At 72.0% G+C, this 26,219-nt stretch carries 21 protein-coding genes; 9 read left to right on the top strand and 12 right to left on the bottom strand.

Features of this window, described 5'->3' with window-relative positions; genetic code table 11:
• Both JGS39_RS11225 and JGS39_RS11220 read left to right on the top strand, forming a co-directional pair.
• A partial coding sequence (locus JGS39_RS11225; RefSeq protein ID WP_236065716.1) for an asparagine synthase-related protein occupies positions 1–1,071 on the top strand: 1,071 nt, incomplete at its 5' end.
• Positions 1,072–1,352: 281 nt separating this feature from the next.
• Positions 1,353–4,667, top strand: coding sequence for an ATP-binding protein (locus JGS39_RS11220; protein WP_219568690.1), 3,315 nt, complete (start codon positions 1,353–1,355; stop codon positions 4,665–4,667).
• 27 nt (positions 4,668–4,694) lie between these two features.
• Here JGS39_RS11220 and JGS39_RS11215 read toward each other — a convergent pair whose 3' ends face one another.
• From JGS39_RS11215 to panB, 3 genes are all read right to left on the bottom strand, one after another.
• Positions 4,695–5,552, bottom strand: coding sequence for an ABC transporter permease (locus JGS39_RS11215; protein WP_219568689.1), 858 nt, complete (start codon positions 5,550–5,552; stop codon positions 4,695–4,697).
• On the bottom strand, positions 5,549–6,559 hold the full coding sequence (locus JGS39_RS11210) for an ATP-binding cassette domain-containing protein (RefSeq protein WP_219568688.1): 1,011 nt from the start codon (positions 6,557–6,559) through the stop codon (positions 5,549–5,551). The genes JGS39_RS11215 and JGS39_RS11210 overlap by 4 nt, the downstream gene beginning before the upstream one ends.
• 143 nt (positions 6,560–6,702) lie before the next feature.
• A complete protein-coding gene (gene panB, locus JGS39_RS11205; protein ID WP_219568687.1) occupies positions 6,703–7,590 on the bottom strand; it encodes a 3-methyl-2-oxobutanoate hydroxymethyltransferase in 888 nt (295 codons plus the stop codon).
• 185 nt (positions 7,591–7,775) lie between these two features.
• Here panB and JGS39_RS11200 point away from each other — a divergent pair, with 185 nt between their 5' ends.
• From JGS39_RS11200 to JGS39_RS11185, 4 genes are all read left to right on the top strand, one after another.
• A complete protein-coding gene (locus JGS39_RS11200; RefSeq protein WP_219568686.1) occupies positions 7,776–9,374 on the top strand; it encodes an MFS transporter in 1,599 nt (532 codons plus the stop codon).
• Between the two features lie 185 nt (positions 9,375–9,559).
• A complete protein-coding gene (locus JGS39_RS41415) occupies positions 9,560–10,315 on the top strand; it encodes a TetR/AcrR family transcriptional regulator (RefSeq protein ID WP_219568685.1) in 756 nt (251 codons plus the stop codon).
• A gap of 204 nt (positions 10,316–10,519) precedes the next feature.
• Positions 10,520–11,542, top strand: coding sequence for an endonuclease/exonuclease/phosphatase family protein (locus JGS39_RS11190; protein ID WP_219568684.1), 1,023 nt, complete (start codon positions 10,520–10,522; stop codon positions 11,540–11,542).
• Positions 11,543–11,765: 223 nt separating this feature from the next.
• Positions 11,766–12,977, top strand: a complete 1,212-nt coding sequence (locus tag JGS39_RS11185) for an MFS transporter (protein WP_219568683.1) — start codon at positions 11,766–11,768, stop codon at positions 12,975–12,977.
• Positions 12,978–13,141: 164 nt separating this feature from the next.
• On the opposite strand, the gene JGS39_RS11180 is transcribed toward JGS39_RS11185, so the two are convergent.
• From JGS39_RS11180 to JGS39_RS11155, 6 genes are all read right to left on the bottom strand, one after another.
• Positions 13,142–14,896 carry an NAD+ synthase gene (locus tag JGS39_RS11180; protein ID WP_219568682.1) on the bottom strand — a complete coding sequence of 585 codons (1,755 nt, stop codon included), beginning with the start codon at positions 14,894–14,896 and terminating at the stop codon, positions 13,142–13,144.
• A gap of 114 nt (positions 14,897–15,010) precedes the next feature.
• The gene (locus JGS39_RS11175) at positions 15,011–16,579 is read right to left on the bottom strand and encodes a multicopper oxidase family protein (protein ID WP_219568681.1); all 1,569 of its coding nucleotides are present in this window, start codon (positions 16,577–16,579) and stop codon (positions 15,011–15,013) included.
• A 59-nt stretch (positions 16,580–16,638) separates the two neighbouring features.
• Positions 16,639–17,049 carry a DUF6153 family protein gene (locus tag JGS39_RS11170; RefSeq protein WP_219568680.1) on the bottom strand — a complete coding sequence of 137 codons (411 nt, stop codon included), beginning with the start codon at positions 17,047–17,049 and terminating at the stop codon, positions 16,639–16,641.
• 254 nt (positions 17,050–17,303) lie between these two features.
• Positions 17,304–17,729, bottom strand: coding sequence for a CBS domain-containing protein (locus tag JGS39_RS11165; RefSeq protein WP_219568679.1), 426 nt, complete (start codon positions 17,727–17,729; stop codon positions 17,304–17,306).
• 120 nt (positions 17,730–17,849) lie between these two features.
• On the bottom strand, positions 17,850–18,614 hold the full coding sequence (locus JGS39_RS11160; protein ID WP_306072212.1) for a DUF305 domain-containing protein: 765 nt from the start codon (positions 18,612–18,614) through the stop codon (positions 17,850–17,852).
• Positions 18,615–18,628: 14 nt separating this feature from the next.
• Complete coding sequence (locus tag JGS39_RS11155) at positions 18,629–19,306, bottom strand: thioredoxin-like domain-containing protein (RefSeq protein WP_236063190.1); 678 nt, start codon at positions 19,304–19,306, stop codon at positions 18,629–18,631.
• 243 nt (positions 19,307–19,549) lie between these two features.
• Between JGS39_RS11155 and glnA2 the strand changes: the two genes are divergently transcribed.
• The gene (glnA2, locus tag JGS39_RS11150) at positions 19,550–20,911 is read left to right on the top strand and encodes a gamma-glutamylpolyamine synthetase GlnA2 (RefSeq protein WP_136324925.1); all 1,362 of its coding nucleotides are present in this window, start codon (positions 19,550–19,552) and stop codon (positions 20,909–20,911) included.
• Positions 20,912–21,097: 186 nt separating this feature from the next.
• On the opposite strand, the gene JGS39_RS11145 is transcribed toward glnA2, so the two are convergent.
• The 3 genes from JGS39_RS11145 to JGS39_RS11135 are packed head-to-tail and all read right to left on the bottom strand — an operon-like array spanning position 21,098 to position 23,214.
• Complete coding sequence (locus tag JGS39_RS11145; RefSeq protein WP_219568678.1) at positions 21,098–21,391, bottom strand: DUF1330 domain-containing protein; 294 nt, start codon at positions 21,389–21,391, stop codon at positions 21,098–21,100.
• A gap of 33 nt (positions 21,392–21,424) precedes the next feature.
• On the bottom strand, positions 21,425–22,810 hold the full coding sequence (locus JGS39_RS11140) for an MFS transporter (protein WP_308120332.1): 1,386 nt from the start codon (positions 22,808–22,810) through the stop codon (positions 21,425–21,427).
• A gap of 11 nt (positions 22,811–22,821) precedes the next feature.
• Positions 22,822–23,214, bottom strand: coding sequence for a MarR family winged helix-turn-helix transcriptional regulator (locus JGS39_RS11135; protein WP_219568692.1), 393 nt, complete (start codon positions 23,212–23,214; stop codon positions 22,822–22,824).
• A gap of 351 nt (positions 23,215–23,565) precedes the next feature.
• Between JGS39_RS11135 and JGS39_RS11130 the strand changes: the two genes are divergently transcribed.
• The gene (locus JGS39_RS11130) at positions 23,566–24,789 is read left to right on the top strand and encodes an NADH:flavin oxidoreductase (protein WP_219568676.1); all 1,224 of its coding nucleotides are present in this window, start codon (positions 23,566–23,568) and stop codon (positions 24,787–24,789) included.
• 143 nt (positions 24,790–24,932) lie between these two features.
• On the top strand, positions 24,933–26,153 hold the full coding sequence (locus JGS39_RS11125) for a saccharopine dehydrogenase family protein (protein ID WP_219568675.1): 1,221 nt from the start codon (positions 24,933–24,935) through the stop codon (positions 26,151–26,153).
• The last annotated feature ends 66 nt before the right edge of the window (positions 26,154–26,219 follow it).

Here is a 26,219-nt window from a genome sequence, read left to right as displayed (position 1 = left end):
GCGCTGCCCTACGCCGACCTGGACCTGGAGAGCGGCCCGCTCACCGACGAACCCGCCCCCTCCCTCGTCCTCGTCGAACGCAACCGCCGCCGCCTCTCCGCGGGCAGCGCGGACCACTTCGTGGGCGACGGCGCCCGGCAGGTGCTCGACGCCCATCCGGCCCGCCTCGCCGACCTGCTGATCGATCGCAGACGGCGCCATCTGGTGCGCCCCGTCGCCGCGCTCGCCAAGGCCGAAGGCCCGTCCGCGCACTCCCTGTTCGTGCCGCTGACCGTCTACCGGGCGGCGCGCCGGCTGGCCCGCACGTCCTACCGCACCGGACTCGAAGCCGCGGCCGGCCGCCTGCCCGACGCCAACCGCCTCACCCCCGACCTGGACACACCCGCCGACGCCTCGCTCGACGCACTGACCTGGTCCCGCCCGGGCCCCGCCGCCCGGTGGCTCACCGGAGAGGCACTGGCCGAAGTGTCGGTCCGCCTCCAGGAAGCGGCGATCCGCCCCACCTCCGTCCAGCGCCCGGGCGAGGCACGAGCCAGAGCCGCGCTCGCCCGGCACGCCGCCGGTCACCGCATCCTGGAACAGGCCGCCGAGGTCCGCAGCCAGCGGCTGCACGCCCCCTTCCTGGACAACCAGGTCGTACGCGCCGCCCGCGCGCTCCCCGAATCGCTCCGGGTCCAGCCGGGCGCCCGCGCGGCGATCCTGCGGCGGGTCCTGGCGGGCGCGGGCATCCACGAGCTGCCGCCCGGCTGGGGCACCCCGTCCCAGGCCACCTCGACCGCCGTCACCCGGACCGGCCTGCGCGCCTCGCTGCCCGAACTGATCGCCCTGTTCGACGCCCCGCTGCTCGCCGACGCGGGCCTGGTCGAGGCCCGCGTCGTCCGCAAGGCCCTGCGCGCGGCCTCCGAGGGGGAGCCCCTGCCCCTGGACGGCCTGGCCGACCTCGCCTCCACGGAACTGTGGCTGCGCCGCCTCATCTCGCGGCGCGGCACCTGCTGGACGGGGACGGCGGCACCACGGCAGCGCGCGGTCGCCGGTGGGGTGGCTCCGGCCCGGCGGTCGCTGCAGGGGTAGCCGGTGGTGTCGGCTGGGTGGCGCCTGGGCAGCGCGGCGGCGCGGGTTCGCTGGTGGGGTGGCTCCGGCTCGGTGGTCGCTGCGGGGGTAGCCGGTGGTGTCGGCTCGGTGGCGCCTGGGCGGCTCGGTGGCGCCTGGGCGGCGCGGCGGCGCGGGTTCGCTGGTGGGGTGGCTCCGGCTCGGTGGTCGCTGCGGGGTAGCCGGTGGCCCGGGCCCGCTGCGTGTGATCCGGTGAGGCCGCCCATGGCCCGTTGCCCGGGTCGCCGGGACACAATGGCGGAGTGCGGTATCTGATCCTGGGCGTCACGGAGGCGCGAGACGAGCGCGGTGCCGCGCTGCCCCTCGGCGGTATGCGGCTGCGCGCCCTGCTCGCGGTGCTCGCGCTGCGCACCGGCCGGACGGTGCCGTTCGCGGTGCTCGTCGACGAGGTCTGGGACGGCGACCCTCCCGGCGACGCGTCCGGCGCCCTGCAGGCACTCGTGGGCCGGCTCAGACGGGCGCTCGGCCATGCGGAGGTCGTGTCCGCGGACAACGGCTACCGGCTGGCCGCCGAACCGGACAGCGTCGACCTCCACCGCTTCGAACGCCTCGCGGGGGAGGGCGCGCGGGCCCTGGACGCCGGCGATCCGGCGAAGGCCCTGAGCGCCCTCGACGACGCCCTCGGCCTCTGGCGGGGGCCGGTGCTCGCCGACCTTCCCGACCGGCACGCCGTCGCGGCCCGCTGGACCGCCCGCCGCCTCGACGCCCGCCGGACCCGGCTCACCGCGGCGCTCGCGCTCGGCCGGGCCGGCGAGGTGCTGCCGGAGCTGGCCGCGCTCTGCGAGGAGCACCCCCTCGACGAACCGCTCCAGGTGCTGCGGCTGCGGGCGCTGCGCGACGCAGGGCGCACGGCCCAGGCGCTGGCCGCGTACGACGAGGTCCGCACCGTGCTCGCCGACCGGCTCGGCACGGACCCGGGCCCCGGCCTGAGCGCGCTGCACGCCGAACTGCTCCGTCAGGAACCGGCCCGCCCCGCCCGGCGGCCGGCTCCCCGGCCCGCCGCACCGGCCGTCCGGCAGGGCAACCTCAGGGCCCGGCTCACCAGCTTCGTCGGACGCGAGCGCGACATCGACGCCCTGCGCGACGACCTCTCCCGGGCCCGGCTGGTCACCCTCCTCGGACCCGGCGGCGCAGGCAAGACCCGGCTCTCCCAGGAGACGGCGGAATCCTTCGACCCCGCGTCGTGGCCGGACGGCGTCTGGCTGGCCGAACTCGCGCCCGTCGACGACCCCGAAGCGGTACCGGAAGCGGTCCTCGGCGCACTCGGCGCCCGCGAGACCGTGCTGCGCGGCGCGGGTGCCGAGGAGCTCCGGGCCGCCGAACGGGGCGCGGACGAGCCGCTTTCCCGGCTGACCGAGCACTGCTCCCGGCGCCGCATGCTGCTGCTCCTGGACAACTGCGAGCATGTGATCGAGGCCGCCGCGGCCCTCGCCGACCATCTGCTGGCCCGCTGCCCGCAGCTCACCGTCCTCGCCACCAGCCGCGAACCCCTCGGTGTACCCGGCGAGTTCGTCCGGCCCGTGGAGCCGCTGCCCGACCCGACGGCCCTGCGCCTGCTGGCCGAGCGCGGCGCCGCCGCACTGCCCGGCTTCCGGGTCGACGCCGACGGGGCGACCGCGGCGGCCACCGCCGAGATCTGCCGCCGCCTGGACGGCCTGCCGCTCGCCATCGAACTCGCCGCCGCCCGGCTGCGCATGCTCACCCCGCAGCAGATCGCCGACCGGCTCGACGACCGGTTCCGGCTGCTGACGAGCGGCAGCCGCACCGTGCTCCCGCGCCAGCAGACCCTGCGAGCCGTCGTCGACTGGTCCTGGGACCTCCTCGCCGAGGACGAACGCACCACCCTGCGCCGGCTGTCCGTGTTCGCCGGCGGCTGCACCCTCGAAGCGGCCGAGGCGGTCTGTGCGGACGGGCCGCGGCAGGCGCGGGAGGTCGCCGGGCTGCTCGGCTCCCTCGTCGACAAGTCCCTGGTCGTGGCCGCACCCGGGGCTGACGGCGGGATGCGCTATCGCCTCCTGGAGACCGTCGGCGAGTACGCGGCGCAGCGGCTCGACGAGACGGGGGAGCGGGACGCCGTCGAACGCCAGCACCTCGTGTACTTCCGGGAGCTGGCCCGTACCACCGACCCCCTGCTCCGCGGTGCCGGACAGCGCGCCGCGATCGAGCTCTTCCAGCGCGAGTACGAGAACCTGCGCACCGCGCTGCGGCACGCCGTCGCCGCGCGCGACGAGCAGGAGTCCCTGTGCCTGGTGATCTCGCTCTCCTGGTACTGGCAGATCCGCAATCTGCGCGGCGACGCCCTGCACTGGGCCGATGCCGCGGCGGCTCTCGGCCCCGACCCCTTCGCCCCGCCCGTGGAGCCGGCGCCCTCGATCCACGAACGCTGCACCGACGCGCCCCCGCCCATGGGGCCCGAACTGCTTCAGGAGGCGCGGCGCCAGGTGGGGCTGATCCAGCTGGTCAGCATGGACCACGCGATGGACGAGTGGACGAACGAGGCCAGCATGACGCGGCTGCGGGGCATCGCCTCCGTCTACCGGGCAGGCCAGCCGCAGACCTGCCGGAGCCCCGCATCGCTCTGGTTCTTCGCCGTCATGCTGACCGGGGGCGTCTCGGACCTGCGGCACCTGCTGGACGAAACGGTGCGCGCCGCACGGGAGTTCGCCTTCGAGTGGGAGCTCGCCGCGGCGCTCCAGATGCGCGCCAACGTGCTGGCCAACCGCCCCGACTGGGCGGGTGCCGCCCATGTCGACGCCGCCGAGAGCCTGGAGATCTTCCATCGTCTCGGTGACGACTGGGGCATGGCCGAGGCACTGTCCTCACGTGGTGAGGCGAACGAGAAGACGGGCGGCTACCGCCAGGCGGCCGAGGACTACCAGGCCGCGATCGGCTACGCGGAGAAGCTCGGCGCCCTGGCCCAGGTATCGGTGCTCCGCACCCGGTACGCCTCCGCTCTCACCGAACTCGGCCGCGGAGCGGAGGGCGAGGTGATCCTGCGCCAGGTGATCGTGGACGAGCAGCACGCGGGGCACGAGGCGCGGCCGGCGGCCCGGCTCTACCTGGCCCTGTGGCTGGGCCGCTGCGGCCGGACCGCGGAGGCGCGTGAACAGTTCTTCGAACTGCTCGAAGAGTTCAAGTCACAGACCATGGCGATCTTCGAGGGCTTCGTCCTTGGCGGGCTGGCCTGGCTGGACAACCAGGACGAGAACTACGCGGACGCCCTGGACCGCGGCCGGCAGGCCCTGCTGCGCCTGGGCGATCCGCTGACGCAGATGGTGGCGCCGCAGATGGCCGTGATCCATCTGGTCACCCTGGCCTGGGCGCTGGGCGGGCTCGGCACGGAGAGCGGCGCGCAGCTCGGCGCCCGGCTGCTGGCCGCCGGCCGGGCCCTGCTGCCGGAGGGGCACTTCCTGACGTCGATGGAGCGGGACAACTTCGACCGTGCCGAGGAGCTGGTCCGTGCCGCGCTCGGGGACGCCTACGAGGCCGCGTACGCCGAGGGCGGCGGCCTCTCCCTGGAGGAGGCCACCGCCCTCGTGGACGCGTACCGGGACTGAGAGGTCCGAACCCCTTCCGTCAGGAGGTCAGGACTTCTTGCGGAACTTGGACACCGCGAGCGGTGCCATGGCCGCGGTGATGACCACGGTCCAGCCGAGCGTCAGCCAGACCGAGTTGCCGACCGGGGTGCCCATCATCAGGGCGCGTGCGGCGTCGGCCAGGTTGGACAGCGGGTTGTAGTCGGTGAACGTCTGGAGCCAGCCCGGCATCGTCGTGGGCGGGGCGAAGATGGACGAGCCGAACTGGAGCGGCATCATCACGATCATCCCCATTCCCTGGACGGCCTGGGCCGTCTTCATGCTCAGTCCGAGCAGGATGAAGATCCACATGATGGCGGCGCCGAACGCGGCCGCCAGCCCGATCGCCCCGATCAGCCCGAGCACCGACCCGTGGAGCTCCATGCCGAGCGCGAAGCCCATGCCCAGCAGGATCAGCGTGGCGACCATCATCCGGGCGAGCTCGACCACGATCTTGGCGATGAGCACCGAGGAACGGGCGATCGGCATCGTGCGGAACCGGTCCATGACCCCCTTGCGGAAGTCGTCGTTGACACCGGAACCGACGGCCATGGCGATGTTCATGCCCATCATCGCCATCAGGCCGGGGATCAGGTAGTTCAGGTACTCCTGCCGGCCGCCGCCCATGCTGCCGCCGACGGAACCGCCGAAGACGTACACGAACAGCAGGACGAAGATCACCGGCATCAGGAGCGCGTCGAACATCGACTCCGGATCCTTCTTGATCTGGAGCAGATTGCGCCGCACCAGCGCACCGATGTGGCGCAGGTTGTTCCGCAGCCCGATCCGGCCCTCGTCGTGGAGCTTCGCGGCCGGGGCGGCCGGGGCCGCGTCGGTGGGGGTGGGCGTCAGAGTCGTCGTGCTCATGCCGCGACCTCCTGGGGAGTCGTGTCGGTGACGGTGGCCTTGTCGCCGGTGATGGCGAGGAACACCTCGTCCAGGCTGGGCAGCGCGGTGGCCACGTGCGCCAGCGAGAAGCCCCGGGTGCCGAGCAGGCCGATGACGGCGGTGAGCTGCTCGTCGCTGAGGATGGGTACGTACAGCAGTCCCTCGTCCGGGACCGCCTGGGCGCCCGCCACACCGTCGAGACCGGCCTCCCTGATGGCCTGCGCCATCGCGGCCAGCTGGGCCGGGTCCGAGGGGCGGATCTGCAGGGTGCGGCCGCCGACCTTGGCCTTCAGCTCGTCGACACCGCCGCGGGCGATGATCCGGCCCTTGTCGATGACGGTGAGCTCGTTGGCGAGTTGTTCGGCCTCTTCCATGTACTGGGTGGTGAGCAGCACGGTCGCCCCCTCCGCGACCATCCGCTGCACCTCGTCCCAGACCTCGTTACGGGTGCGGGGGTCGAGCCCCGTCGTCGGCTCGTCCAGGTAGAGGACGGCCGGGCTGCCGATCATGGAGGCGGCGAGGTCCAGCCGGCGGCGCATACCGCCGGAGTACTCCATCGCGGCCTTCTTCGCCGCGTCCGTGAGCGAGAAGCGCTCCAGCAGTTCGTCGGCGCGCGAGCGGGCCTTCTTGCGCGGCAGGTCGAGCAGCCGCCCGATCATGTAGAGGTTCTCCCAGCCGGAGAGCTTCTCGTCGACCGAGGCGTACTGCCCGGTCAGGCCGATGGTGCGGCGGAGCGCGCGGGGCTGCTTCACCACGTCGTAGCCGGCCACGACCGCGTGTCCGGCGTCGGGCTGGATCAGGGTGGACAGGACCCGTACGAGGGTCGTCTTGCCGGCGCCGTTGGGGCCGAGCACGCCGAGGACGGTGCCCTCGCGCACGTCGAGGTCCACGCCGTCCAGTGCCTTGGTCGAGCCGTAGTGCTTGACCAGCCCCCGTACCTCGACGGCGTTCTTGCCGTTCCCGGGGTTCTTGTCGATTCGCGTCATGCCGACTATCAGACCAGCCGCCACCGACAACGCACCGACAGTCCGCCGACAGCAGGGCGACAGCCCGCCGATGGGGGAAGTCGGCGGGCTGTCGGTGGTGCGGCAGTGGTCGGTCGGTTGCCGGTGCTGTGCCGGCGTACTGCCTAGTGGAAGGTGTGCTCCGGCGCCGGGAAGGTGCCGCCGACGACCTCGTCCGCGTACGCCTTCGCGGCGTCGCCGAGGATCTGGCGCAGGTCGGCGTACTGCTTGGTGAAGCGCGGTACCTTGCCGCCGGTCAGGCCGACCATGTCGGTGTAGACCAGCACCTGCGCGTCGGTGTCCGGACCGGCGCCGATGCCCACGGTCGGGATGTGCAGGGTGCGGGTCACCTCGGCGGCCAGTTCGGCCGGGACGAGCTCCAGGACGACGGCGAACGCGCCCGCGTCCTGCACGGCCTTCGCGTCGCGCAGCATCTGCTGGGCGGCCTCCTCGCCGCGGCCCTGCACCCGGTAGCCCATCGCGTTGACGGACTGCGGGGTCAGGCCGATGTGGGCCATCACCGGGATGCCGGCGTCGACCAGGAGCTTGATCTGCTCATGGCTGCGCTCGCCGCCCTCCAGCTTGACCGCGCCGACCCCGGACTCCTTGATCAGCCGGGTGGCGTTGCGCAGGGCCTGGACCGGGCTCTCCTGGTAGGCCCCGAAAGGCAGGTCGGCGACGACCAGGGCGCGCTTGGTGCCCCGGACGACGGCGGCGGACAGGATGGCGATCTCGTCCATCGTGACGGGCACGGTGGTCTCGTAGCCGAGGTGACAGTTGCCCATGGAGTCGCCGACGAGCATGACCGGGATGCCGGCCTCGTCGAAGACGGACGCGGTCATCGCGTCGTAGGCGGTGAGCATGGGCCACTTCTCGCCGCGCGCGGTGGCGGCGGCGATGTCGTGGACGGTGACGCGGCGGTTGCTCTTGCCTCCGTACAGCGCCTTGCTGCTGTCGGAGGGGGCTCCCGCGGGGGAAGTGGGGGACTGGTTGTGCGCAGCCTGAAGCGACATTGCCAACGGCTCCTTCGTCATCTCGAGGCGCCCTGACGGCGTCCCCGGATCGCTTCCATGGTGGCATCCCGGAGCCGCTCACGGGAAGTGGGCCCGCCGCACGGGATGGCACCCGGTGTCACGAAGCCGGTAAAGACTTTCCAATACGAGACGGTCTCGTATCGAAATGGAGGTACGTTCTGTCCATGTCCATACCGTCCGGCGCTCCCGTCGCCGTGCCCCAGGTCCCCGAGGCGGTCCACCGCCGCCGCTGGGCGATCCTCGCCGTCCTGATGTTCAGCCTGCTCATCGTCGTGCTGGACAACTCGATCCTGAACGTCGCCGTCAAGACGATCGCCTCCCCCTCGCCCACCGGTCTGGGAGCCACCCAGAGCGAGCTGGAGTGGGCCATCAACTCCTACACGCTCGTCTTCGCCGGACTGCTCTTCACCGCGGGCCTGCTCGGCGACCGCCTCGGGCGCAAGAAGATCCTGCTCTTCGGCATCGTTCTCTTCGGCCTCGGTTCGGCCTTCGCCGCCATGTCCGGATCGCCCGGCGAGCTCATCACCTGGCGCGCCGTGATGGGCTTCGGCGCCGCCTTCGTCATGCCGGCCACGCTCGCCGTCCTGATGAACGTCTTCGAGCGCGAAGAGCAGCCCAAGGCCATCGGCATCTGGGCCGGCAGCGTGGGCCTCGGCATCGCGATCGGCCCGATCACCGGCGGCCTGCTCCTCGAACACTTCTGGTGGGGTTCGATCTTCCTCGTCAACGTGCCCGTCGTGGTCGTCGCGCTGGTCGCCATGGCCGTGCTCGTACCGGACTCCAGGGACCCGAAGCCGGGCCGTCTCGACCCCGTCGGTGTGGTGCTCTCCATCATCGGCCTGGTGCTGCTGGTGTACGGGATCATCCGCGGCGGCGAGCTCGCCGACTTCACCGACATCTCCGTGCTCCTGCCGGTCGTGGGGGGACTGGCCGTGCTGGTCGTGTTCGTCCTCCACGAGAAGCGCAGCAGCAGCCCGGCCATCGACATCTCGTACTTCAGGAAGCCCGCGTTCTCCGCAGCCGTCGCAGCCATCGCGCTGGTCTTCTTCGCGCTGATGGGCGTGACGTTCTTCTCCGCCTTCTACATGCAGAGTGTGCGGGGCTGGAGCGCCCTGCAGTCCGGCCTGCTGATCCTGCCGCTGGCCGTCGCGCAGATGGTCTTCGCCCCGCGGGCCCGGTTCGTGGTCGACCGGTTCGGCGCCCGCGCCGTGTGCACGGTGGGCATGCTGCTGGTCGCCGGCGGCCTCGCGGCGTTCGCCCTGTTCGACGCCACGACCCCCGTCTGGGTGATGTGCGTGGTCTTCTTCGTCCAGGGCACGGGCATGGCACACGTGATGCCGCCGGTCACCGTCGCCGTGATGCAGGCGCTGCCCCGGGAGAAGGCCGGATCGGGCTCGGCCGTGAACAACACGTTCCGGCAGGTCGGCGGCGCCCTCGGGATCGCCGTGCTCGGATCGGTGCTCTCCGCCGTCTACCGCGGCGACATCGAGGGGCACCTCGACGCGGTCCCGGCCGCGGCCAGGGACGTGGCCGGGGAGTCCATCGAGGCGACGCTCGGTGTCGCCGAGAAGATGGGGCCCGCGGGCACCCCGCTGGTGGCTGCCGCGCAGGACGCGTTCATGGGCGCCATGCACGTCACGGCCGTCGGCTCGGCGTGCGTCGCCCTGATCGGCGCGATCGTGGTCGCCGTCTTCCTGCCGGGCAGGCCGCCCGCCCGGCAGGAGGCCGCGCAGGACGAGCGGACGGCCCCCGTGGGGGCCTGAGGGTGAGATCCGGCGGTCGCGGCCCGGGCTGGACGGTGAGGCCCGGCGGTCGCGGCCGGGTGCGTAGGTGAGATCCGGCGGTCCTGGCCGGTGCGTGGTGGGATCCGGTGGTCGCGGCCGGGCGCCGAGGTGCCCGGCCGCTTCCCGCGTCGGCGAGAATCGGCGGTGGCGAAAGGTGGTTCCACGTGCAGGCGCAAGCATCGGACCGGGACGGCCGGGTCCCCGGGGACGAGGACCGGCCGGCCCACGACGGCGGCCGGGACCAGGACGCGCGGACCCACGACGGCCCGGACCGCAAGCCCCGCCCCGTCGACGAACAGGAGCCCCGCCGCGGCCGCCCGCGCAGCGCCGCCGCCGAGCGGGCCATCCTGGACGCCGTCGTCGGGCTCCTGGAGGCCGGCGAGCCCTTGGCCGGCCTGTCCATCGAGCGGATCGCCCGCACCGCCGGGGTCGGCAAGGCCACCATCTACCGGCGCTGGGCCGGCAAGGAGGAGCTCTTCGTCGACGTCCTGCGCGAGATCGAGCCGCCGGAACCCGACGTCTCCGGTGCCGGGGGCCTCGGTGACCTGCGCGTCCTGCTGGAGTCCATGCGTACCCGCGGACTCGCCCAGCGTTCCTCGGTGCTGCTGCACAACGTCTTCGCGCAGATGAAGAGCCACCCCATGCTGTGGGCGGAGTACCACCGCACGGTGATCGCGCCCCGCCGGGCCGCGATGGTCGCCGCCGTCGGCAGGGCCGTCGAGGCGGGTGAGCTGCGGGGCGACACGGACGTGGAGCTGATGGACGATCTGTTCCTCGGCCCCATGCTGGTACGCACCATTCACCGGCCCGACGCGCCGCTGCCCGAGGACCTCGCCGACCGCATCATCCGCCTGCTGATCGAGGGCCTCGCACCGCGGCCCGCGGCCTCCGGCCGAGGTGAAGACGCAGGTCACCGCTGAGACCGGCCCGCTGACTCGCCCGGGCCGAGGTGAGTGTGAGCGTTCTGTCACAAGCCACCACAGACCCCCTGTGGCCGGAACCCTTCGCACCGCCCGGGGCGTCCTCGTGGCAGTACGGTCGTCGCCGACGGCCGGAAAGGCATCGCGCATCCCCTAGGGTCGTGGGCGCGGCGATGTGTACGGCAAGGCAGTGAGGACAGCGCAATGGTGCAGGCGTACAGGGCGGACACCGGGAACGGCGGCGCAGGACCGCAGCGCACCGGATCCCGCTTCCGGGACCTGCGCGACAGACTGACGCGGGACCCCGGCATCTGGCGGCGCGGGATCGTCCTGGCCGGCTGCTCGGTCCTGCTGGCCCTCGTGATGCTCCTCCACGCGCAGATCCCGAACACCATCGGCAACCTGGGCAGCCTCACCGAGACGTTCCTGCCGTGGTGCGCCGTCTTCGTCCCGCTGCTGCTGATCCTGGGCCTGGTGCGCCGCTCGGCGACCGCGCTGATCGCCCTGCTGCTGCCGGTACTGGTCTGGTTCAACGTCTTCGGCGGGCTGCTCACCGACAAGTCGGGCACCGGCGGTGACCTCACCGTCGCCACCCACAACGTCAACGCGGACAACCCCGACCCCGCCGGTACCGCCCAGCAGGTCGCCGGCTCGGGCGCCGACGTGGTCGCCCTCCAGGAACTCCCCAGCGGCAAGGTCACGGCCTACGAGTCGGCGCTCGCCGACCGCTTCCCGTACCACTCGGTGCAGGGGACCGTCGGCCTGTGGAGCAAGTACCCCCTGAGCGACACCCGACCGGTGGACATCAAGATGGGCTGGGTGCGCGCCATGCGCACCACCGTCACCACGCCCGAGGGTCCGATCGCCTTCTACGTCGCGCACCTGCCCTCGGTACGGGTCAAGCTGCACGCCGGATTCACCGCCAGCCAGCGGGACCAGAGCGCGGACGCACTCGGCAAGGCCATCTCCCACGAACCACTGGAACGGGTCGCGCTGCTCGGCGACCTCAACGGGACCATGAACGACCGCTCGCTCAACGCGGTCACCTCGCAGATGCGCTCCACCCAGGGCGCGGCCGGTGACGGGTTCGGATTCAGCTGGCCCGCTTCCTTCCCGATGGCCCGGATCGACCAGATCATGGTGAAGGGCGTCGAGCCGCTGTCGTCGTGGACGCTGCCGGCCACGGACAGCGACCATCTTCCGATCGCCGCCCGCGTCAAACTGTGACGCAACGGTCCGTTTACCTCCGCGCACCAAACGTCTGAGAGACTTTGTTCCGATCGGGAACAAGGCCGCCGGCGAGGAAGCCGGTCCGTCACCGTGCGATCCGGCCCCGGCCGGCCCGCGCCGGCGCACGTACGGCCGCGTTCCCTCCTGCCCCCTCCCGCTCCCCGAGGCCCACCTGGCCCGGCCGGAACGCACGGGGCCCACTTCGGAAAGGTCTCTCTTCATGCCTCTGGCTCTGCTCGCACTCGCGGTGAGCGCCTTCGGCATCGGTACTACGGAGTTCGTGATGATGGGCCTGCTGCCCAACGTCGCGGACGATCTGGGCACCTCCGTCCCCACCGCGGGCTACCTCGTGTCGGCGTACGCGATCGGCGTGGTGCTCGGCGCCCCGCTGCTCACCGCCGTCGGCTCGCGCGTCCCGCGCAAACGGATGCTCCTCCTGCTGATGGCGCTCTTCACCGTCGGCAACCTCGCCTCCGCGCTGGCTCCGGACTTCGGCTGGCTGGTCGCGGGACGGGTGCTGGCGGGGCTGCCGCACGGAGCCTTCTTCGGCGTCGGGGCGGTCGTCGCCGCCCGGCTGGTCCCCGACGGGCGCCAGGCACGGGCCGTGGCGACCATGTTCCTCGGCCTGACCGTCGCCAACATCGTCGGAGTCCCCGCGGCCACCCTGCTCGGCCAGCACCTCGGCTGGCGGGCCACGTTCCTGGTGGTCTCGGTGATCGGGCTGGGCGCGATGGCCGCGCTCGCCCGCCTCGTCCCGCAGATTCCCGTCGAGGCCGACCGAGGCGTTCGCCACGAGCTGCGTGCCCTGGGCAACCGCCAGGTCCTGCTCGGACTCCTGACGGCCGTCTTCGGCTTCGCCGGGGTCTTCGCCGTGTACTCCTACCTCTCGGCGATGACTACCGAGGCGATGGGCTTCGGCGAGTCCTCCGTGACCCTGGTGCTGGCGCTCTTCGGCATCGGCATGACCCTGGGCGCACTCGCCGCGGGCCCGCTCACGGACCGGGCGCTGCGCCCGACGCTGTACGGCTCGCTGGGCGCGCTCGCCGTCGTCCTGGTCGTCTTCCCGTTCGCCGCCCATGTGCAGTGGGCCGCGCTGGTGATGGTCGTGCTGCTGGGCGGGGTCGGCTTCATGACGACCACGCCGTTGCAGATGCTCGTCATGAACAAGGCCAAGGACGCTCCGACCCTGGCATCCGCCTCCAACCACTCCGCCTTCAACCTGGCCAACGCGGGCGGCGCGTGGCTGGGCGGCGTGGCCATCGCGGCGGGCTGGGGCTGGACCTCCCCGGCCCTGGTCGGCGCGGTGCTGGCCGTGGCAGGCCTCGCGGTGGCGGTCACGGCGGGCGTACTGGACCGCGACCGGACCCCGTCGAGGGTGGTGGCCCGGGCGGCGGCATCCACTCAGTGCAAGTCCGGGGCGGACGTGCACTGAGTCAGGGCCCGGTACGGACGGGCCCGTTGGTGCGCTGAGCCAGGGTCCGGAACGGACTGGTCCGTTCGTGCGCTGAGCCAGGGCCCGGAAGGGACGGGCCCGTCCGGCGACCGAGGACGAAACCCCGGCCGGACGGGCCCGCAGTCACCACGCCACCCCCGGCATCAGCCGGACTCGCGCCACCGGTTCGTGATCGGCAGCCGCCGGTCCTTGCCGAACCCCTTGGGCGAGATCTTCGTGCCCGGCGGGTACTGCCGCCGCTTGTACTCCGCCGTGTCCACCATCCGCAGCGTCTTCGCCACCAGTTCCGCGTCGAACCCGGCCGCGACGATCGCGTCGAGCCCCTGGTCCCGGTCGACGTACATCTCCAGGATCCGGTCCAGCACGTCGTAGTCGGGCAGCGAGTCCGTGTCGACCTGACCCGGCCGCAGCTCCGCGCTGGGCGGCTTGGTGATGGAGGCCTCCGGGATCGGCGGCGTCTGCCCGCGCTCCTCCGCTGCCCGGTTGCGCCACTTCGCCAGCCGGAAGACCGACGTCTTGTAGACGTCCTTGATGGGCCCGTACGCGCCGACGGAGTCCCCGTACAGCGTCGAGTAACCGACCGCCAGCTCCGACTTGTTGCCCGGAGCCAGGACGATCTGGCCCTCCTGGTTGGACACGGCCATCAGCATCGTGCCGCGCAGCCGCGACTGCAGGTTCTCCTCGGCGAGGCCGGTGAGCCCCAGCGACCCCATGTACGCGTCGAACATCGGCTCGATCGGTACGGTCCGGAAGTTCAGCCCGGTACGCCGCGCCAGCTCGGCCGCGTCGCCCTTGGAGTGGTCCGAGGAGTACTTCGACGGCATCGAGATGCCGTACACGTGCTGCGCGCCCAGCGCGTCGCAGGCGATCGCGGCGACCAGCGCCGAGTCGATCCCGCCGGAGAGCCCGACCAGCACGCTGCTGAAGCCGTTCTTCGCCGCGTACGCCCGCAGACCCACGACGAGCGCCGAGTACAGCTCCTCGTCGTCGTCGAGCCGCTCCGCGTATCCTCCGGCGAGCTCCGCCTCGTACGCCGGCAGCGGCTTCTCGGAGAGGACCACGTGGTCGATCCGCAGCCCGTCGTTCACCACACCGGACGGCGCCTCGGGCGGGGCGGCCGGCAGATCGAGGTCCAGGATCACGCTGCCCTCGGCGAACTGCGGCGCACGCGCGATGACCTCGCCCTGCTTGTCGACGACGATCGAGTCCCCGTCGAAGACCAGCTCGTCCTGACCGCCGATCATCGCGAGGTACGCGGTCGTGCAGCCGGCCTCCTGGGCCCGCTTGCGGACCAGTTCCAGCCGGGTGTCGTCCTTGTCCCGCTCGTACGGCGAGGCGTTGATCGACAGCAGCAGCCCGGCCCCGGCGGCACGCGCGGCCGGCACCCGGCCGCCGTCCTGCCAGAGGTCCTCGCAGATCGCGAGCGCCACATCGATGCCGTGCACCCGTACGACAGGCATCGAGTCGCCCGGCACGAAGTACCGGAACTCGTCGAAGACGCCGTAGTTGGGCAGGTGGTGCTTGGCGAAGTTCAGCGCGATCCGTCCGCGGTGCAGCACCGCGGCGGCGTTCCGCGGCGATCCGGCGGGCTGGCCGTAGCGCGGCGCGGCGGACTCGGATCGGTCGAGGTAGCCGACGACGACCGGGAGTTCTCCGAAGCCCTCCGCGTCCAGGCGCGCGGCGAGCGCACGCAGCGCCTCCCGCGACGCCTCGACGAAGGACGACCGCAGGGCCAGGTCCTCGACGGGGTATCCGGTCAGCACCATCTCGGGGAACGCCACCAGGTGGGCGCCCTGTTCGGCGGAGTGCCGGGTCCAGTGGAGGATCGACTCGGTGTTGCCGGCGAGGTCGCCGACGGTCGAGTCGATCTGATTCAGTGCGAGGCGTAGTTGAGGCACGCCGCCCAGTGTAATCGTCTGACTGACGCGATGTCCTGGCGGGCCGGGCGGAAAGCTGCCGGGAGGGCGCCGGCCAAGATCTCCGGCACCCTCCCCGGACCGCCAGGAGTCCGGTCAGAGGCGGTAGCCGAGGACCGTCATCATGCCCGCCTCCGCGTGGTACAGATTGTGGCAGTGGAGCATCCACAGGCCCGGGTTGTCCGCGTCGAAGTCGACTGTCAGCGTCTGCCGGGGCAGCACGATCGCGGTGTCCTTACGGGCCCCGGCCGCGCCCCCGCTCAGCGCGAAGGTGTGCCCGTGCAGATGGATCGGGTGCCACATCGCGGTCGGGTTGTGGAACTCCATCCTGACCCGCTCGCCGGCCTTCACCGGATGACGCTGGTCGGCGGTGTACGGCTTCCTGTCGAAGGCCCAGTCGTACGCCTCCATGGAACCCGTCAGCCGCATCCGCACCGTCCGGTCGGGTTCGCGCGCGGCCAGGGCCACGGAGGCGTCCGGGGACAGCCGGTCGGCCGTCACCAGCTCGCCGTCCAGTTCCTTCGGCCGCACGGACGCGCCGGGCGCCGCACCGCTTCCGGTCCGCAGCACAGCCATCGCCGAGGCCTTCTTGCCCTCGGCCAGCGCGGTCAGCGGGAACACCCCGTCCCCGGCGGTGACCAGCACGTCGTACCGCTCGCCCATCCCGATCAGCAGCGCATCGGTCGTGGTGTGCCGGACCGGGAAACCATCGGTGTGCGTCACCGTCATCCGGTGGCCGCCGAGCGCGACGCGGAAGGCGGTGTCGCCCCCCGCGTTGATGATCCGCAGCCGGATCCGGTCGCCCGGCCGCGCGGTGAAGGCGGACGGGTCCTCGGGCACACGGCCGTTGACCAGGTAGTACGGATAGGCCACGTCACCGGCGTCGCCGCCCAGCAGCTCACTGGTGGCGCCCATCAGCATCCGCGAGGGCCCGCCGCTCGCGGGCGAAGCCGTCGACTGCATGGCGTGCCCGCTGTGCCCGTTGCCCCCGGTGAGTTCCTGGAGCACGGCGTCGGGCGTGGAGCCGTCCACGCCGTCGACCCAGTCGTCCAGGACGACGATCCACTCCTTGTCGTAACCGAGGGGCTCCTTCGGGTCGTCCACGATCAGCGGCGCGTAGAGCCCGCGGTCCAGCTGGACGCCCGAGTGCGGGTGGAACCAGTACGTGCCGGGGTCCGGCACCGTGAACCGGTAGGTGAAGTCCGCCCCCGCCTCGACGGCCCGCTGGGTCAGCCCGGGCACCCCGTCCATGTCGTTGCGCAGGGCGAGCCCGTGCCAGTGCATCGAGGTGGGCTGCGGCAGGTGGTTGGCGAGGGTGAGGGCGAGCGTGTCGCCCGCGGTGACCCGGATCTCCTTCCCGGGGAGCCGGTCCCCGTACGCCCACGAGCTGACGGTGTGACCGCCGCCGAGGTCGAGCCGGGACGGGGTCGCGGTCAGGGTGACCTCGCGCTCGGGGCCCGCGCCGCGCCGCTGCTCGGCCGCGGCGACCTCCGGGCCGTCGGGGGAGACGTAGCCCTCCGGGACGGTGGTGCCGGAGGGGGCGGGGTGGTTCATGGCGGAGTGGTCCGCGGTGACGTCGCGGCCGGCGCAGGCGGTGAGAACTCCCGTACCGGCAAGGGCGATCGAAGCACCGAGCACGGCGCGTCGGGTGTGCTGAGCGGGCATGACTGAATGCACCTCAAGGATCTGGTCGGTGTGCTGGAGGACGGAAGGGCGCGGGGCGCCTATATCCGAAGCACCGACAGTCCGGTGAGGACGGCCTTGCGCGGCCGGGGCGGGGGAGGAGGCCGGGGCATCCGCGGCGACCGGCCGCGGCCCGGGCCCGGCCGCGGGGAGACGCACCGCCGCACCGCCGGCCACAGGGTGAGCAGGGCGATACCCCAGGTACCCAGCACCGCGACGCAGACCGACAGGGGGTCCATGCCGGGCATCGGCGGCGGGGTGTCGTGCCGCACGGCCACCACGGGTCCGGGCGTCATGACCGGTCCGGTCATCACATGCGAGGCGGTCGCCGTCGCAGGCCCGGTGCCGCTGTGCTCCGCCGGGTGCCCGACCGTGTGCATGGTGAAGATCCCGAAGAGCAGCGCCGCGAACAGCAGCAGCCGCCCGCACGTCGCACTCCCCGATCCGGACATGCCGGCCACCCTACCCCCGCCGGGTATACGAAACGCGGCGGACCGCCGCCCCCGCGCGGCGGGCGGCGGTCCGCCCGGCGGGGCGCTGGTAGGCCGCCGGGGGCGACGGGCTGTCCGGCGGGGGCAGCCCGTCGCCCCTGCCGGACCGCGCGCCGCCGTCCGGTCGTGTGGCGCCCGCTGTCCGCGTGCGGCGCCCGCTGTCCGCGTGCGGCGCCCGCTGTCCGCGTGCGGCGTCCGGTCGTGCGGCGTGCCGGTCAGTTGCGGGAGTAGACCTTCTCCGCCCAGCCGGCGATCTGGTCGTCGGAGAGGTGCTGGGCCAGATCTGCCTCGCTGATCATGCCCACGAGCATCTTGTTCTCGACGACCGGCAGCCGGCGGATCCGGTGGGTCTGCATCTCCTCCAGCACCGCCTCGACCTCGGCCTCCGCGTCGATCCAGCGCGGCGTGCCCTGGGCGAGGTCGCCGGCGGTCGTCTTCGACGGATCCCGGCCCATCGCCACACAGGCGACCACGATGTCGCGGTCCGTGAGGATGCCGACCATCCGGTCCTGCTCGCCGTTCTCCGAGATGGGCAGCGCGCCGACGTTGTGGTCACGCATCAGCTGGGCGGCGCGGTCGAGGGTCTCGTGCGCCGGGATCCAGGTGGCGCCGGTGTGCATGATGTCCTTGGCGGTGGTCATGGGGTTTCCTCCTGCGTGCCGATGGGCACTCGCGTGCGACCCCGAGCGAACCCATGGTGAGGGGCCCGCCCGGGGCACGCGACCGCTGTCACCCGTTCGGGTGCACGCCGCGGAGGGCGCTCAGTGCACCTTGTCCGGCCGGGGCGCGGCGCCCCGTTCCTTCAGCATCCCGGCCATGGCCTCCAGCTCGGACCGCTGGCCCTCGACCATGCCCCGGGCCAGTCGCTTCTCGGCCTTCACGGTGCACAGGTCCGCACAGCCGCGGGCCATGTCGACACCGCCTCTGTGGTGGTCGGTCATCAGCTGGAGGTACAGGATCTCGGCCTGCCTGCCACTGGCCCGGCGGAGCTGTCCGAGCTCGGTGCGGGTCGCCATGCCGGGCATGAGGGACCCGTCATGGGCCTCGTAACCGCCGCCCATGCCCGGCATCCCGGCCATGTCGTGGCCCGCGTGCTGCCCGGCGGCCATCCAGGCCATGGGTTCCTGCCCGGCGGCGGCCTTCGGCAGCTCCCACAGGTCCAGCCAGCCGAGCAGCATGCCCCGCTGGTTGGCCTGCGTGTTGGCGATGTCGTACGCGAGACGGCGTACGTCCTCGTCGTCCGTGCGGTCGCGCACGATGAAGGACATCTCCACGGCCTGCTGATGGTGGACCGCCATGTCGCGGGCGAACCCGGCGTCCGCGGAGCCGGACGCGGGGACCTGCACGGCGGGGGTGGCCGCGTGCTGCTGCCCGTCCCCGTCGCCCCGCGCGGATGCGACGGTCGCGGCCCCCGCGAACAGGAGCGCGAGCACGACGGCGGAACCCGCGGCCCACCGGATGCGCCGGACACCGCCCGCGGAATCCTCCGCCTCCGCCTCCTCCGTGAGCTCCGTGACCTCTGTCACCTCTGTCACCTCTGTCACGGAGCCGCCTGTCCGCCGGTGCACGCGGCGCCGGGCTCGGGCGTCTGCGGGCCCTGCACGTACTTGGCGAAGAACTGCGCCACCCTGCGGTCATCGGCACTGTCCACCGTGACCTGCTTGCCCCAGGCGCTCAGCATGATGCTGCCGGCCTGGTCCGTGTACGGGCTCATCAGCGAGTACGGCGTCTTCGCGACCCGGTCGGCCAGCTTGTCCACGTCCGCGGCCGAGGCCTTGTCCGTGTACGTCACCCACACCGACCCGTGCTCCAGCGCGTGCACGGCGTTCATGTCGGGAATCGCCTTTTTGTATACGTCGCCGTCGCAGTTCATCCAGACGGGGCTGTGGTCACCGCCGACCGGCGGCTTCATCGGGTACGAGACGGTCTCGGTGACGTGGTTGCGGGTGAGTTTCTTCGCATCCCACGTCTTCTCGCCCTGGATCGGCCCGTCGGCCAGTTCCTTCTTCTCCGCCTCGGACTGCTCGGCGTTCTTGGCGTCGGCGGCCTTCTGGTCGGCCGAGGCCTCTGACCGGTCGATGAGTGTGTAGGCGCCGAAGCTGACGAGACCTGCGACGACGACGGCGCTGAGGCTTATGACCAGCACACGGGTGCGGCGGTCACGCGCACGGTCGGCCTTGCGCATCTGCTCTATGCGGGTCCTGCGGTCGAAGCTCATGTCGTGGGTCCTTCTGCGAAGGGGCGATGAGATGACGGAACGGGTCGGGGAACCGGTGCGCGCGGGGCAGTTGCGAGGCCGCCGCACCCCGTACGCACCATGGCCGACGATCGTAGTGGGTGGCCGAGTGCTCCATCTCACGTCGGGTGCGTAATCTGGGTGAAATCCGGGGTCGTGATACTGGACTCTCCCCCTTACCCCGGGCGGTGGTGCACGGACCGTCTGAACTGCAAGGATGTGGCTATGGACAAGCAGCAGGAATTCGTCCTCAGGACGCTTGAGGAGCGCGACATCCGGTTCGTACGGCTGTGGTTCACCGACGTGCTCGGTTACCTCAAGTCCGTGGCCGTGGCCCCCGCCGAGCTGGAACAGGCGTTTGACGAGGGAATCGGCTTCGACGGCTCCGCCATCGAGGGCTTCGCCCGGGTGTACGAGTCGGACATGATCGCCAAGCCGGACCCGGGCACGTTCCAGATCCTGCCCTGGCGCGCGGAGGCCCCCGGCACGGCCCGGATGTTCTGCGACATCCTGATGCCCGACGGCTCGCCCTCCTTCGCCGACCCGCGCTACGTGCTCAAGCGCATCCTGGCCAAGACCTCCGACCTGGGATTCACCTTCTACACCCACCCGGAGATCGAGTTCTTTCTGCTGAAGAACAAGCCGGTCGACGGCACCCGTCCCACCCCCGCGGACAGCTCCGGCTACTTCGACCACACCCCGCAGAACGTCGGCATGGACTTCCGCCGCCAGGCGATCACCATGCTCGAATCCATGGGTATCTCGGTCGAGTTCAGCCACCACGAGGGCGCCCCCGGCCAGCAGGAGATCGACCTGCGGTACGCGGACGCGCTCTCCACGGCCGACAACATCATGACCTTCCGCCTGGTCATGAAGCAGGTCGCGCTGGAGCAGGGCGTGCAGGCCACCTTCATGCCGAAGCCGTTCTCGGAGTACCCCGGCTCGGGCATGCACACCCACCTCTCCCTCTTCGAGGGCGACCGCAACGCGTTCTACGAGTCCGGCGCCGAGTACCAGCTCTCCAAGGTCGGCCGCTCCTTCATCGCCGGTCTGCTCAAGCACGCCGCGGAGATCTCCGCCGTCACCAACCAGTGGGTCAACTCCTACAAGCGCATCTGGGGCGGCTCCTCCCGCGCCGCGGGCGCCGGCGGCGAGGCCCCCTCGTACATCTGCTGGGGCCACAACAACCGCTCCGCGCTGATCCGCGTCCCGATGTACAAGCCCGGCAAGACCGGCTCGGCCCGCGTCGAGGTCCGCTCCATCGACTCCGGCGCCAACCCCTACCTGACGTACGCGGTGCTCCTGGCCGCGGGCCTGAAGGGCATCGAGGAGGGCTACGAGCTCCCGGCCGGCGCCGACGACGACGTCTGGGCCCTGTCCGACGCCGAGCGCCGCGCGATGGGCATCGAGCCGCTGCCGCAGAACCTGGGCGAGGCGATCGCGCTGATGGAGAAGAGCGAACTGGTCGCCGAGACGCTCGGCGAGCACGTCTTCGACTTCTTCCTCCGCAACAAGAAGCAGGAGTGGGAGGAGTACCGCAGCGAGGTCACGGCCTTCGAGCTGAAGGCGCTCCTGCCGGTGCTGTAATCGCAGGCCGGCGCCGTTGAGGCGGTTGTACGTGGCTTCGGGCCGACGGTTTCGTACCGTCGGCCCGAAGCTGTTCCGGGGCGTGTGTCGGAGGTGCTCCAGGTTGGCTGATGTGAGTGCTCGGGGGCGGAGTTACCTATATGCCGGCCCGGTCGAGCTGAAGGCTGCGGTCCGGCCGGACCCCGGTCAGTCGATGCCTTCGACGATGCGGAAGTCGCGCTCGACGCCGTCGGAGAGGGCGGCCAGCGCCTCCTGGTAGGCCGCACTCTCACGCGCCGCGACGGCCTGCTCGAAGCTGTCGAACTCGATCAGGACGGTCCGCTCGGCGATTCCGGCGTCATGCGCCACGACCCGGCCGCCACGGACGAGGATCCGACCGCCCCCGAGGCGGACGGCGGGACCGGCCAGCTTGTTGTAAGCAGCCAGCTTCTCGGGGTCCGAAATGGTGCGGTAGACGCTGACCCAGTAGCCCTTGGGCATGAAACCTCCGGTGTGGGGACGAGTGCATCTGAATTACGTGTTGGTCGCGGACGGGCGCCGGCGGGCGAGAGTGAGGCTTGTCAGCGTCGCGATCGCCATGGCGCCGATGCCGGCCAGCGCCGCGGTGGTGTAGGCGCTGTCGTCGGGGAAGAGGTGGCCGGGGCCGGTGCCCGCGGCGAGGACCAGGCCGCCGATGGCGCTGCCCAGGGAGTAACCGACGCTGCGGACCACGTAGTTGAAGCTCATGGCGCTCGACGTCTCGCTCTTGGGCGTGACGGCCAGGATGACGCCGGGCATCGCGGCCGAGAAGCCGCCCACGCCGAAGCCGAGCACGCCCATCGCCACGAACAGTTCGGCCAGGTTCGACCGGGCCGCCGCGAACAGGACGAACCCGCCGCCGACCACGACGGCGCTGCCGGCCAGGAGCAGGGGGCCGGCGATCCGCGTCCGGACCCGCGGCGTGAGCTTGCCGGCGACGAACCCCAGCACCGAGAACGGGACGAGGACCAGCCCGGCGACGAAGGTCGTCAGCCCGAAGCCGTAGCCGGCGCCGTGCGGCGTCTGCGCGTACCTGGTGACGAGGGTGAGCAGGAGGTACATGCCGATGCCGCCGACGAACATGGCGAGGTTCGCCCCGGCGACCGCCGGGTGCCGCACCGCCCGCACATCGATCAGGGGCGTCGTGCTGCGCAGCTCGATGACGGTCCAGACGCGGAGCAGCACCACCGCGACGACGGCGAGGCACGCCGCGACGGGGAGGTGCCGGCTCCACAGATTCCGTTCGCCGGCGAGGCACAGCACCAGGAGCAGCGCAGCGGCCAGGACGACCGCGCCCGCCACGTCCACGTGGGCGGAGCGGCCTTCGGGGGCTTCGGGCATGCAGCGCCACGCGGTCAGGAGGGCGGCGGCGGTGACGGCCAGGCCGAGGCCGTAGGCGGCTCTCACCCCGCCGAGCTCGGCGAGCAGTGCGGCCAACGGGTAGCCGACGCCGGCCCCGATGACCGAGACCACCGAGATCAGGGCGATCACGGACGCGCTGCGCTCCTCGGGGAGGTGGTCCCGGGCCACGCCCATCATCAGCGCCGTCAGCCCGAGCCCGACGCCCTGGGCCGCCCGGCCGGCCAGCAGCCACGCGAACGGCAGCGGCAGCACGGTGAGCGCGCTGCCGGCGACGACGACCGCCAGCGTGGCGAGGATCGTGGCCCGCCGGTGCGGGCCGGCTCCGAGCCGGCCCAGGACCGGCGTGGCGACGGCGCCGCTGAGCAGCGCGATGGTCAGCGTCCACTGCGCGCTGCCCAGGGAGACGTGGAACGAGGTCGCCACGCTGGTGATGAGCGGCGTGCCGAGGCTGGCGACCGCCGCCACGACCAGAGCGATGAATATGAGGGCGGGGACCAGCCGCGCCTCGGAACGAGCCACCGGGAACGCCTTCACCGCGGCCCCGCCGACCGGCTGCCCGGTCGCTGCTTCGGCCCGTCGCGGTCCTGGTTCTCGAGCTCTGCCAGATGCTTCAGCGCCGGAAGGGCCGCCACCAGCGCCTCGACCTCGTCGCCGGTGAGCTCGCCGATCAACGGCTCGAACGCGTGGACGCCCGCCTGGCGCCGCGTACGGACATAGGAGGCACCGGCCTCGGTCAGGCACACCAGCGTGACCCGCTTGTCGGACGCGTCGCCCCGTCGCTCGACCAGGCCGGACTCCTCCATCACCCGGACCAGGGCGGTCATCGCGGGCTGGGTGACGCCCTCGACCGCGGCCAGATCGGTGATGCGCCGCGGGCCGGTCCGGTCCAGGGTGGCCAGAGTGGCGGCGGATGTCAGGCTCATGTCACGGGGCAGGCGTCTCGCGGCCCTGGTGGCCAGGCTGTAGAGGGCTGCCCCGATGGCGGCGGACGCGCCAGGAGCGATGTCTTGACGGCTCATGCTAAAAACATAGCAGTTTTATATTCATAGTTGTTCCTTCTTTCCGGCCCTTCGGTCGGCAAGGTGGGTGCGGCCGGGCTTGCGTGGCCGGATCCTGCCGGTGTGCGGCCAGGGGAGGCGGGTTGTCCGACGGTGACGGCGGCGTCGGGTGGCGAGTGGCTCCGGAACGCCGGTTCCCGGTGCGCGAACAGCAAGGGGTGATCTGCGGCGGCATGACTGCTGACTATTCGTCAGATTCCTGCGATGCTCCGCGCCATGACGGATGGAACCGGAACGGGCGAGCCGACAGGACAGGCGCCCCGCGGCGTCCCGGACGTGCTGGCGCCCGCCCGGCTCGGGCCGCTCCGGTTGCGTAACCGGGTCATCAAGGCCGCCACCTTCGAGGGCGCCACGCCCGACGCGCTGGTCACCCGGGAGCTCATCGACTACCACCTGCGCCCCGCGGAGGGCGGCGTCGCCATGACCACCGTGGCCTACTGCGCCGTCGCGCCGGAAGGCCGCACCGAGCGCCGCCAGCTGTGGATGCGGCCCGAGGCGCTGCCGGGGCTGCGCCGGCTGACCGAGGCGGTGCACGGTACCGGCGCGGCCGTCTCCGCCCAGCTGGGCCACGCCGGGCCGGTGGCCGACGGGCGGTCCAACGGGCTGCCCTCCCTCGCCCCGATGGCGGGGTTCAACGCGCTGAGCATGCGCCGTAACAAGGCGGCCACCGCCGAGGACATCGACCGCGTCATCAAGGCGCACGCGGAGGCGGCCCTCCTCGCGGCCGAGGCCGGATTCGACGCCGTGGAGATCCATCTCGGCCACAACTACCTGGCCAGCGCCTTTCTCAGCCCCCGGCTGAACCGCCGCACCGACGCCTTCGGCGGCTCCCTGCGCGCCCGCGCCTCCGTCGCGCTGGGAGTCACCCGGGCGGTGCGTGACGCAATCGGCGACCGGCTGGCCATCACCGCCAAGCTGAACATGAAGGACGGGGCGCCCGGCGGACTCACCGTGGACGACAGTCTCCAGGTCGCCGGCTGGCTGGAGGAGGACGGCAGTGTCGACGCCCTCGAACTGACGGCGGGCAGCTCCCTGTTGAACCCGATGTACCTGTTCCGGGGCGGCGCCCCCGTCGCCGAGTTCGCGGCCAACTTCCCGCTTCCGCAGCGACTCGCGATCCGGGCGGTGGGGCGCGGGGTGTTCCGTACGTATCCCTACCGCCCCCTGTACCTGCTCGAATCCGCGCAGCGGTTCCGTGCCGCGCTCGGTCTGCCGCTCATCCTGCTCGGCGGGGTCACCGACCGGGAGGGCATGGACCGCGCCATGGCGGAGGGGTTCGAGTTCGTCGCGATGGCCCGCGCCCTGCTGCGTGAGCCCGACCTGTTGCACCGCATCGGGCGCGACGCCGCCACCCGCTCGCAGTGCATCCACTGCAACCGCTGCATGCCCACCATCTACACGCGGACCCACTGCCCGCTGATCGGGGAGCAGCCGCGCTGAGCGGCTCCAGCGGTGCGGTGTTCCGGACACCTCCCGGCCGGTCGCGCGCCCCGGGGCCCTGCGGCTGTTAGCGTCCGCCCTCCACCGGATCGGAAGGCTGTGCCGGTGACGCCCCGGCGTCACGGAGAAGGAGTGGTGTCCCCATGCGTGTCCTCCTGGTCGGAGCGGGAGGTGTGGGCACGGCGATCACGCGGATCGCGGCCCGCCGGCCGTTCTTCGAGCACATGACGGTCGCCGACTACGACCTCGGACGGGCGGAGAGCGCCGTCGCGGCCCTGGGGGAGCGGGGTGACCGGTTCAGTGCCGTCAGGCTGGATGCCTCGGACCGGCCAGCGGTGCTGGAGACGCTCGGCCGGCACCGCTGCGACGTCCTGCTCAACGCCACGGACCCCCGCTTCGTGCTGCCACTGTTCGAGTCGGCCCTCGCCCACGGCGCCCACTACCTCGACATGGCCATGTCCCTGTCCCGGCCGCACCCGTCCCGTCCGTACGAGGAGTGCGGGGTCAAGCTCGGGGACGCGCAGTTCGAACAGGCCGCGGACTGGGAGGCCGCAGGGCGTCTCGCGCTCGTGGGCATGGGTGTGGAGCCCGGCCTGTCCGACGTGTTCGCCCGGTACGCCTCCGACGAGCTCTTCGACGAGATCGAGGAGATCGGGATCCGTGACGGAGCGAACCTGACGGTGGACGGCTATGACTTCGCGCCGTCCTTCAGCATCTGGACGACCATCGAGGAGTGCCTGAACCCGCCGGTCGTGTACGAGCAGGAGCGGGGCTGGTACACCACGGCCCCCTTCAGCGAGCCGGAGGTCTTCGACTTCCCCGACGGGATCGGCCCCGTGGAGTGCGTCAACGTGGAGCACGAGGAAGTGCTCCTGGTCCCGCGGTGGCTGAAGGCCCGGAAGGTCACTTTCAAGTACGGGCTCGGTGACGAGTTCATCGGGGTGCTCCGGACCCTCCACCTGCTCGGACTCGACCGGACCGAACCGGTGTCCGTACGGAGCGACCTGGGGCAGGCCGCCGTCTCGCCCCGTGACGTGGTCGCCGCCTGCCTGCCCGACCCCGCCGGACTCGGCGAGCGGATGCACGGCAAGACGTGCGCGGGAACCTGGGTGAAGGGCGTCAAGGACGGCCGGCCGCGGGAGGTGTACCTCTACCACGTCGTCGACAACCAGTGGTCGATGCGGGAGTACGGCTCCCAGGCCGTCGTCTGGCAGACCGCGATCAATCCCGTGGCCGCCCTGGAACTCCTCGCGGGCGGCGTGTGGGGCGGCAGCGGAGTGCTGGGGCCCGAGGCGCTGCCGCCGCGGCCGTTCCTCGATCTGCTGACCGAGTACGGCTCACCGTGGGGCATGCGCGAGCAGTGACCGGTGCGACCGGTGGTGCGTACATCCGCCTGCCCGCGTGCGTGGCGGATGTACGGACCCGAATCG

This window comes from Streptomyces poriferorum (assembly GCF_019399235.1).
Classification (GTDB): Bacteria; Actinomycetota; Actinomycetes; order Streptomycetales; family Streptomycetaceae; genus Streptomyces; species Streptomyces poriferorum.
Note: the sequence above shows the minus strand (reverse complement) of the source record. Positions and strands in the feature narration are given on the sequence as shown.

What these genes read in the sequence shown, in the direction of transcription:
- JGS39_RS11215 (WP_219568689.1), bottom strand. Translation starts at nt 5,552, where the DNA reads ATGAGCACGACGACTCTGACGCCCACCCCCACCGACGCGGCCCCGGCC.
- JGS39_RS11210 (WP_219568688.1), bottom strand. Translation starts at nt 6,559, where the DNA reads ATGACGCGAATCGACAAGAACCCCGGGAACGGCAAGAACGCCGTCGAG.
- panB (WP_219568687.1), bottom strand. Translation starts at nt 7,590, where the DNA reads ATGTCGCTTCAGGCTGCGCACAACCAGTCCCCCACTTCCCCCGCGGGA.
- JGS39_RS11200 (WP_219568686.1), top strand. Translation starts at nt 7,776, where the DNA reads ATGTCCATACCGTCCGGCGCTCCCGTCGCCGTGCCCCAGGTCCCCGAG.
- JGS39_RS11190 (WP_219568684.1), top strand. Translation starts at nt 10,520, where the DNA reads ATGGTGCAGGCGTACAGGGCGGACACCGGGAACGGCGGCGCAGGACCG.
- JGS39_RS11185 (WP_219568683.1), top strand. Translation starts at nt 11,766, where the DNA reads ATGCCTCTGGCTCTGCTCGCACTCGCGGTGAGCGCCTTCGGCATCGGT.
- JGS39_RS11175 (WP_219568681.1), bottom strand. Translation starts at nt 16,579, where the DNA reads ATGCCCGCTCAGCACACCCGACGCGCCGTGCTCGGTGCTTCGATCGCC.
- JGS39_RS11170 (WP_219568680.1), bottom strand. Translation starts at nt 17,049, where the DNA reads ATGTCCGGATCGGGGAGTGCGACGTGCGGGCGGCTGCTGCTGTTCGCG.
- JGS39_RS11165 (WP_219568679.1), bottom strand. Translation starts at nt 17,729, where the DNA reads ATGACCACCGCCAAGGACATCATGCACACCGGCGCCACCTGGATCCCG.
- JGS39_RS11155 (WP_236063190.1), bottom strand. Translation starts at nt 19,306, where the DNA reads ATGAGCTTCGACCGCAGGACCCGCATAGAGCAGATGCGCAAGGCCGAC.
- glnA2 (WP_136324925.1), top strand. Translation starts at nt 19,550, where the DNA reads ATGGACAAGCAGCAGGAATTCGTCCTCAGGACGCTTGAGGAGCGCGAC.
- JGS39_RS11145 (WP_219568678.1), bottom strand. Translation starts at nt 21,391, where the DNA reads ATGCCCAAGGGCTACTGGGTCAGCGTCTACCGCACCATTTCGGACCCC.
- JGS39_RS11135 (WP_219568692.1), bottom strand. Translation starts at nt 23,214, where the DNA reads ATGAGCCTGACATCCGCCGCCACTCTGGCCACCCTGGACCGGACCGGC.
- JGS39_RS11130 (WP_219568676.1), top strand. Translation starts at nt 23,566, where the DNA reads ATGACGGATGGAACCGGAACGGGCGAGCCGACAGGACAGGCGCCCCGC.
- JGS39_RS11125 (WP_219568675.1), top strand. Translation starts at nt 24,933, where the DNA reads ATGCGTGTCCTCCTGGTCGGAGCGGGAGGTGTGGGCACGGCGATCACG.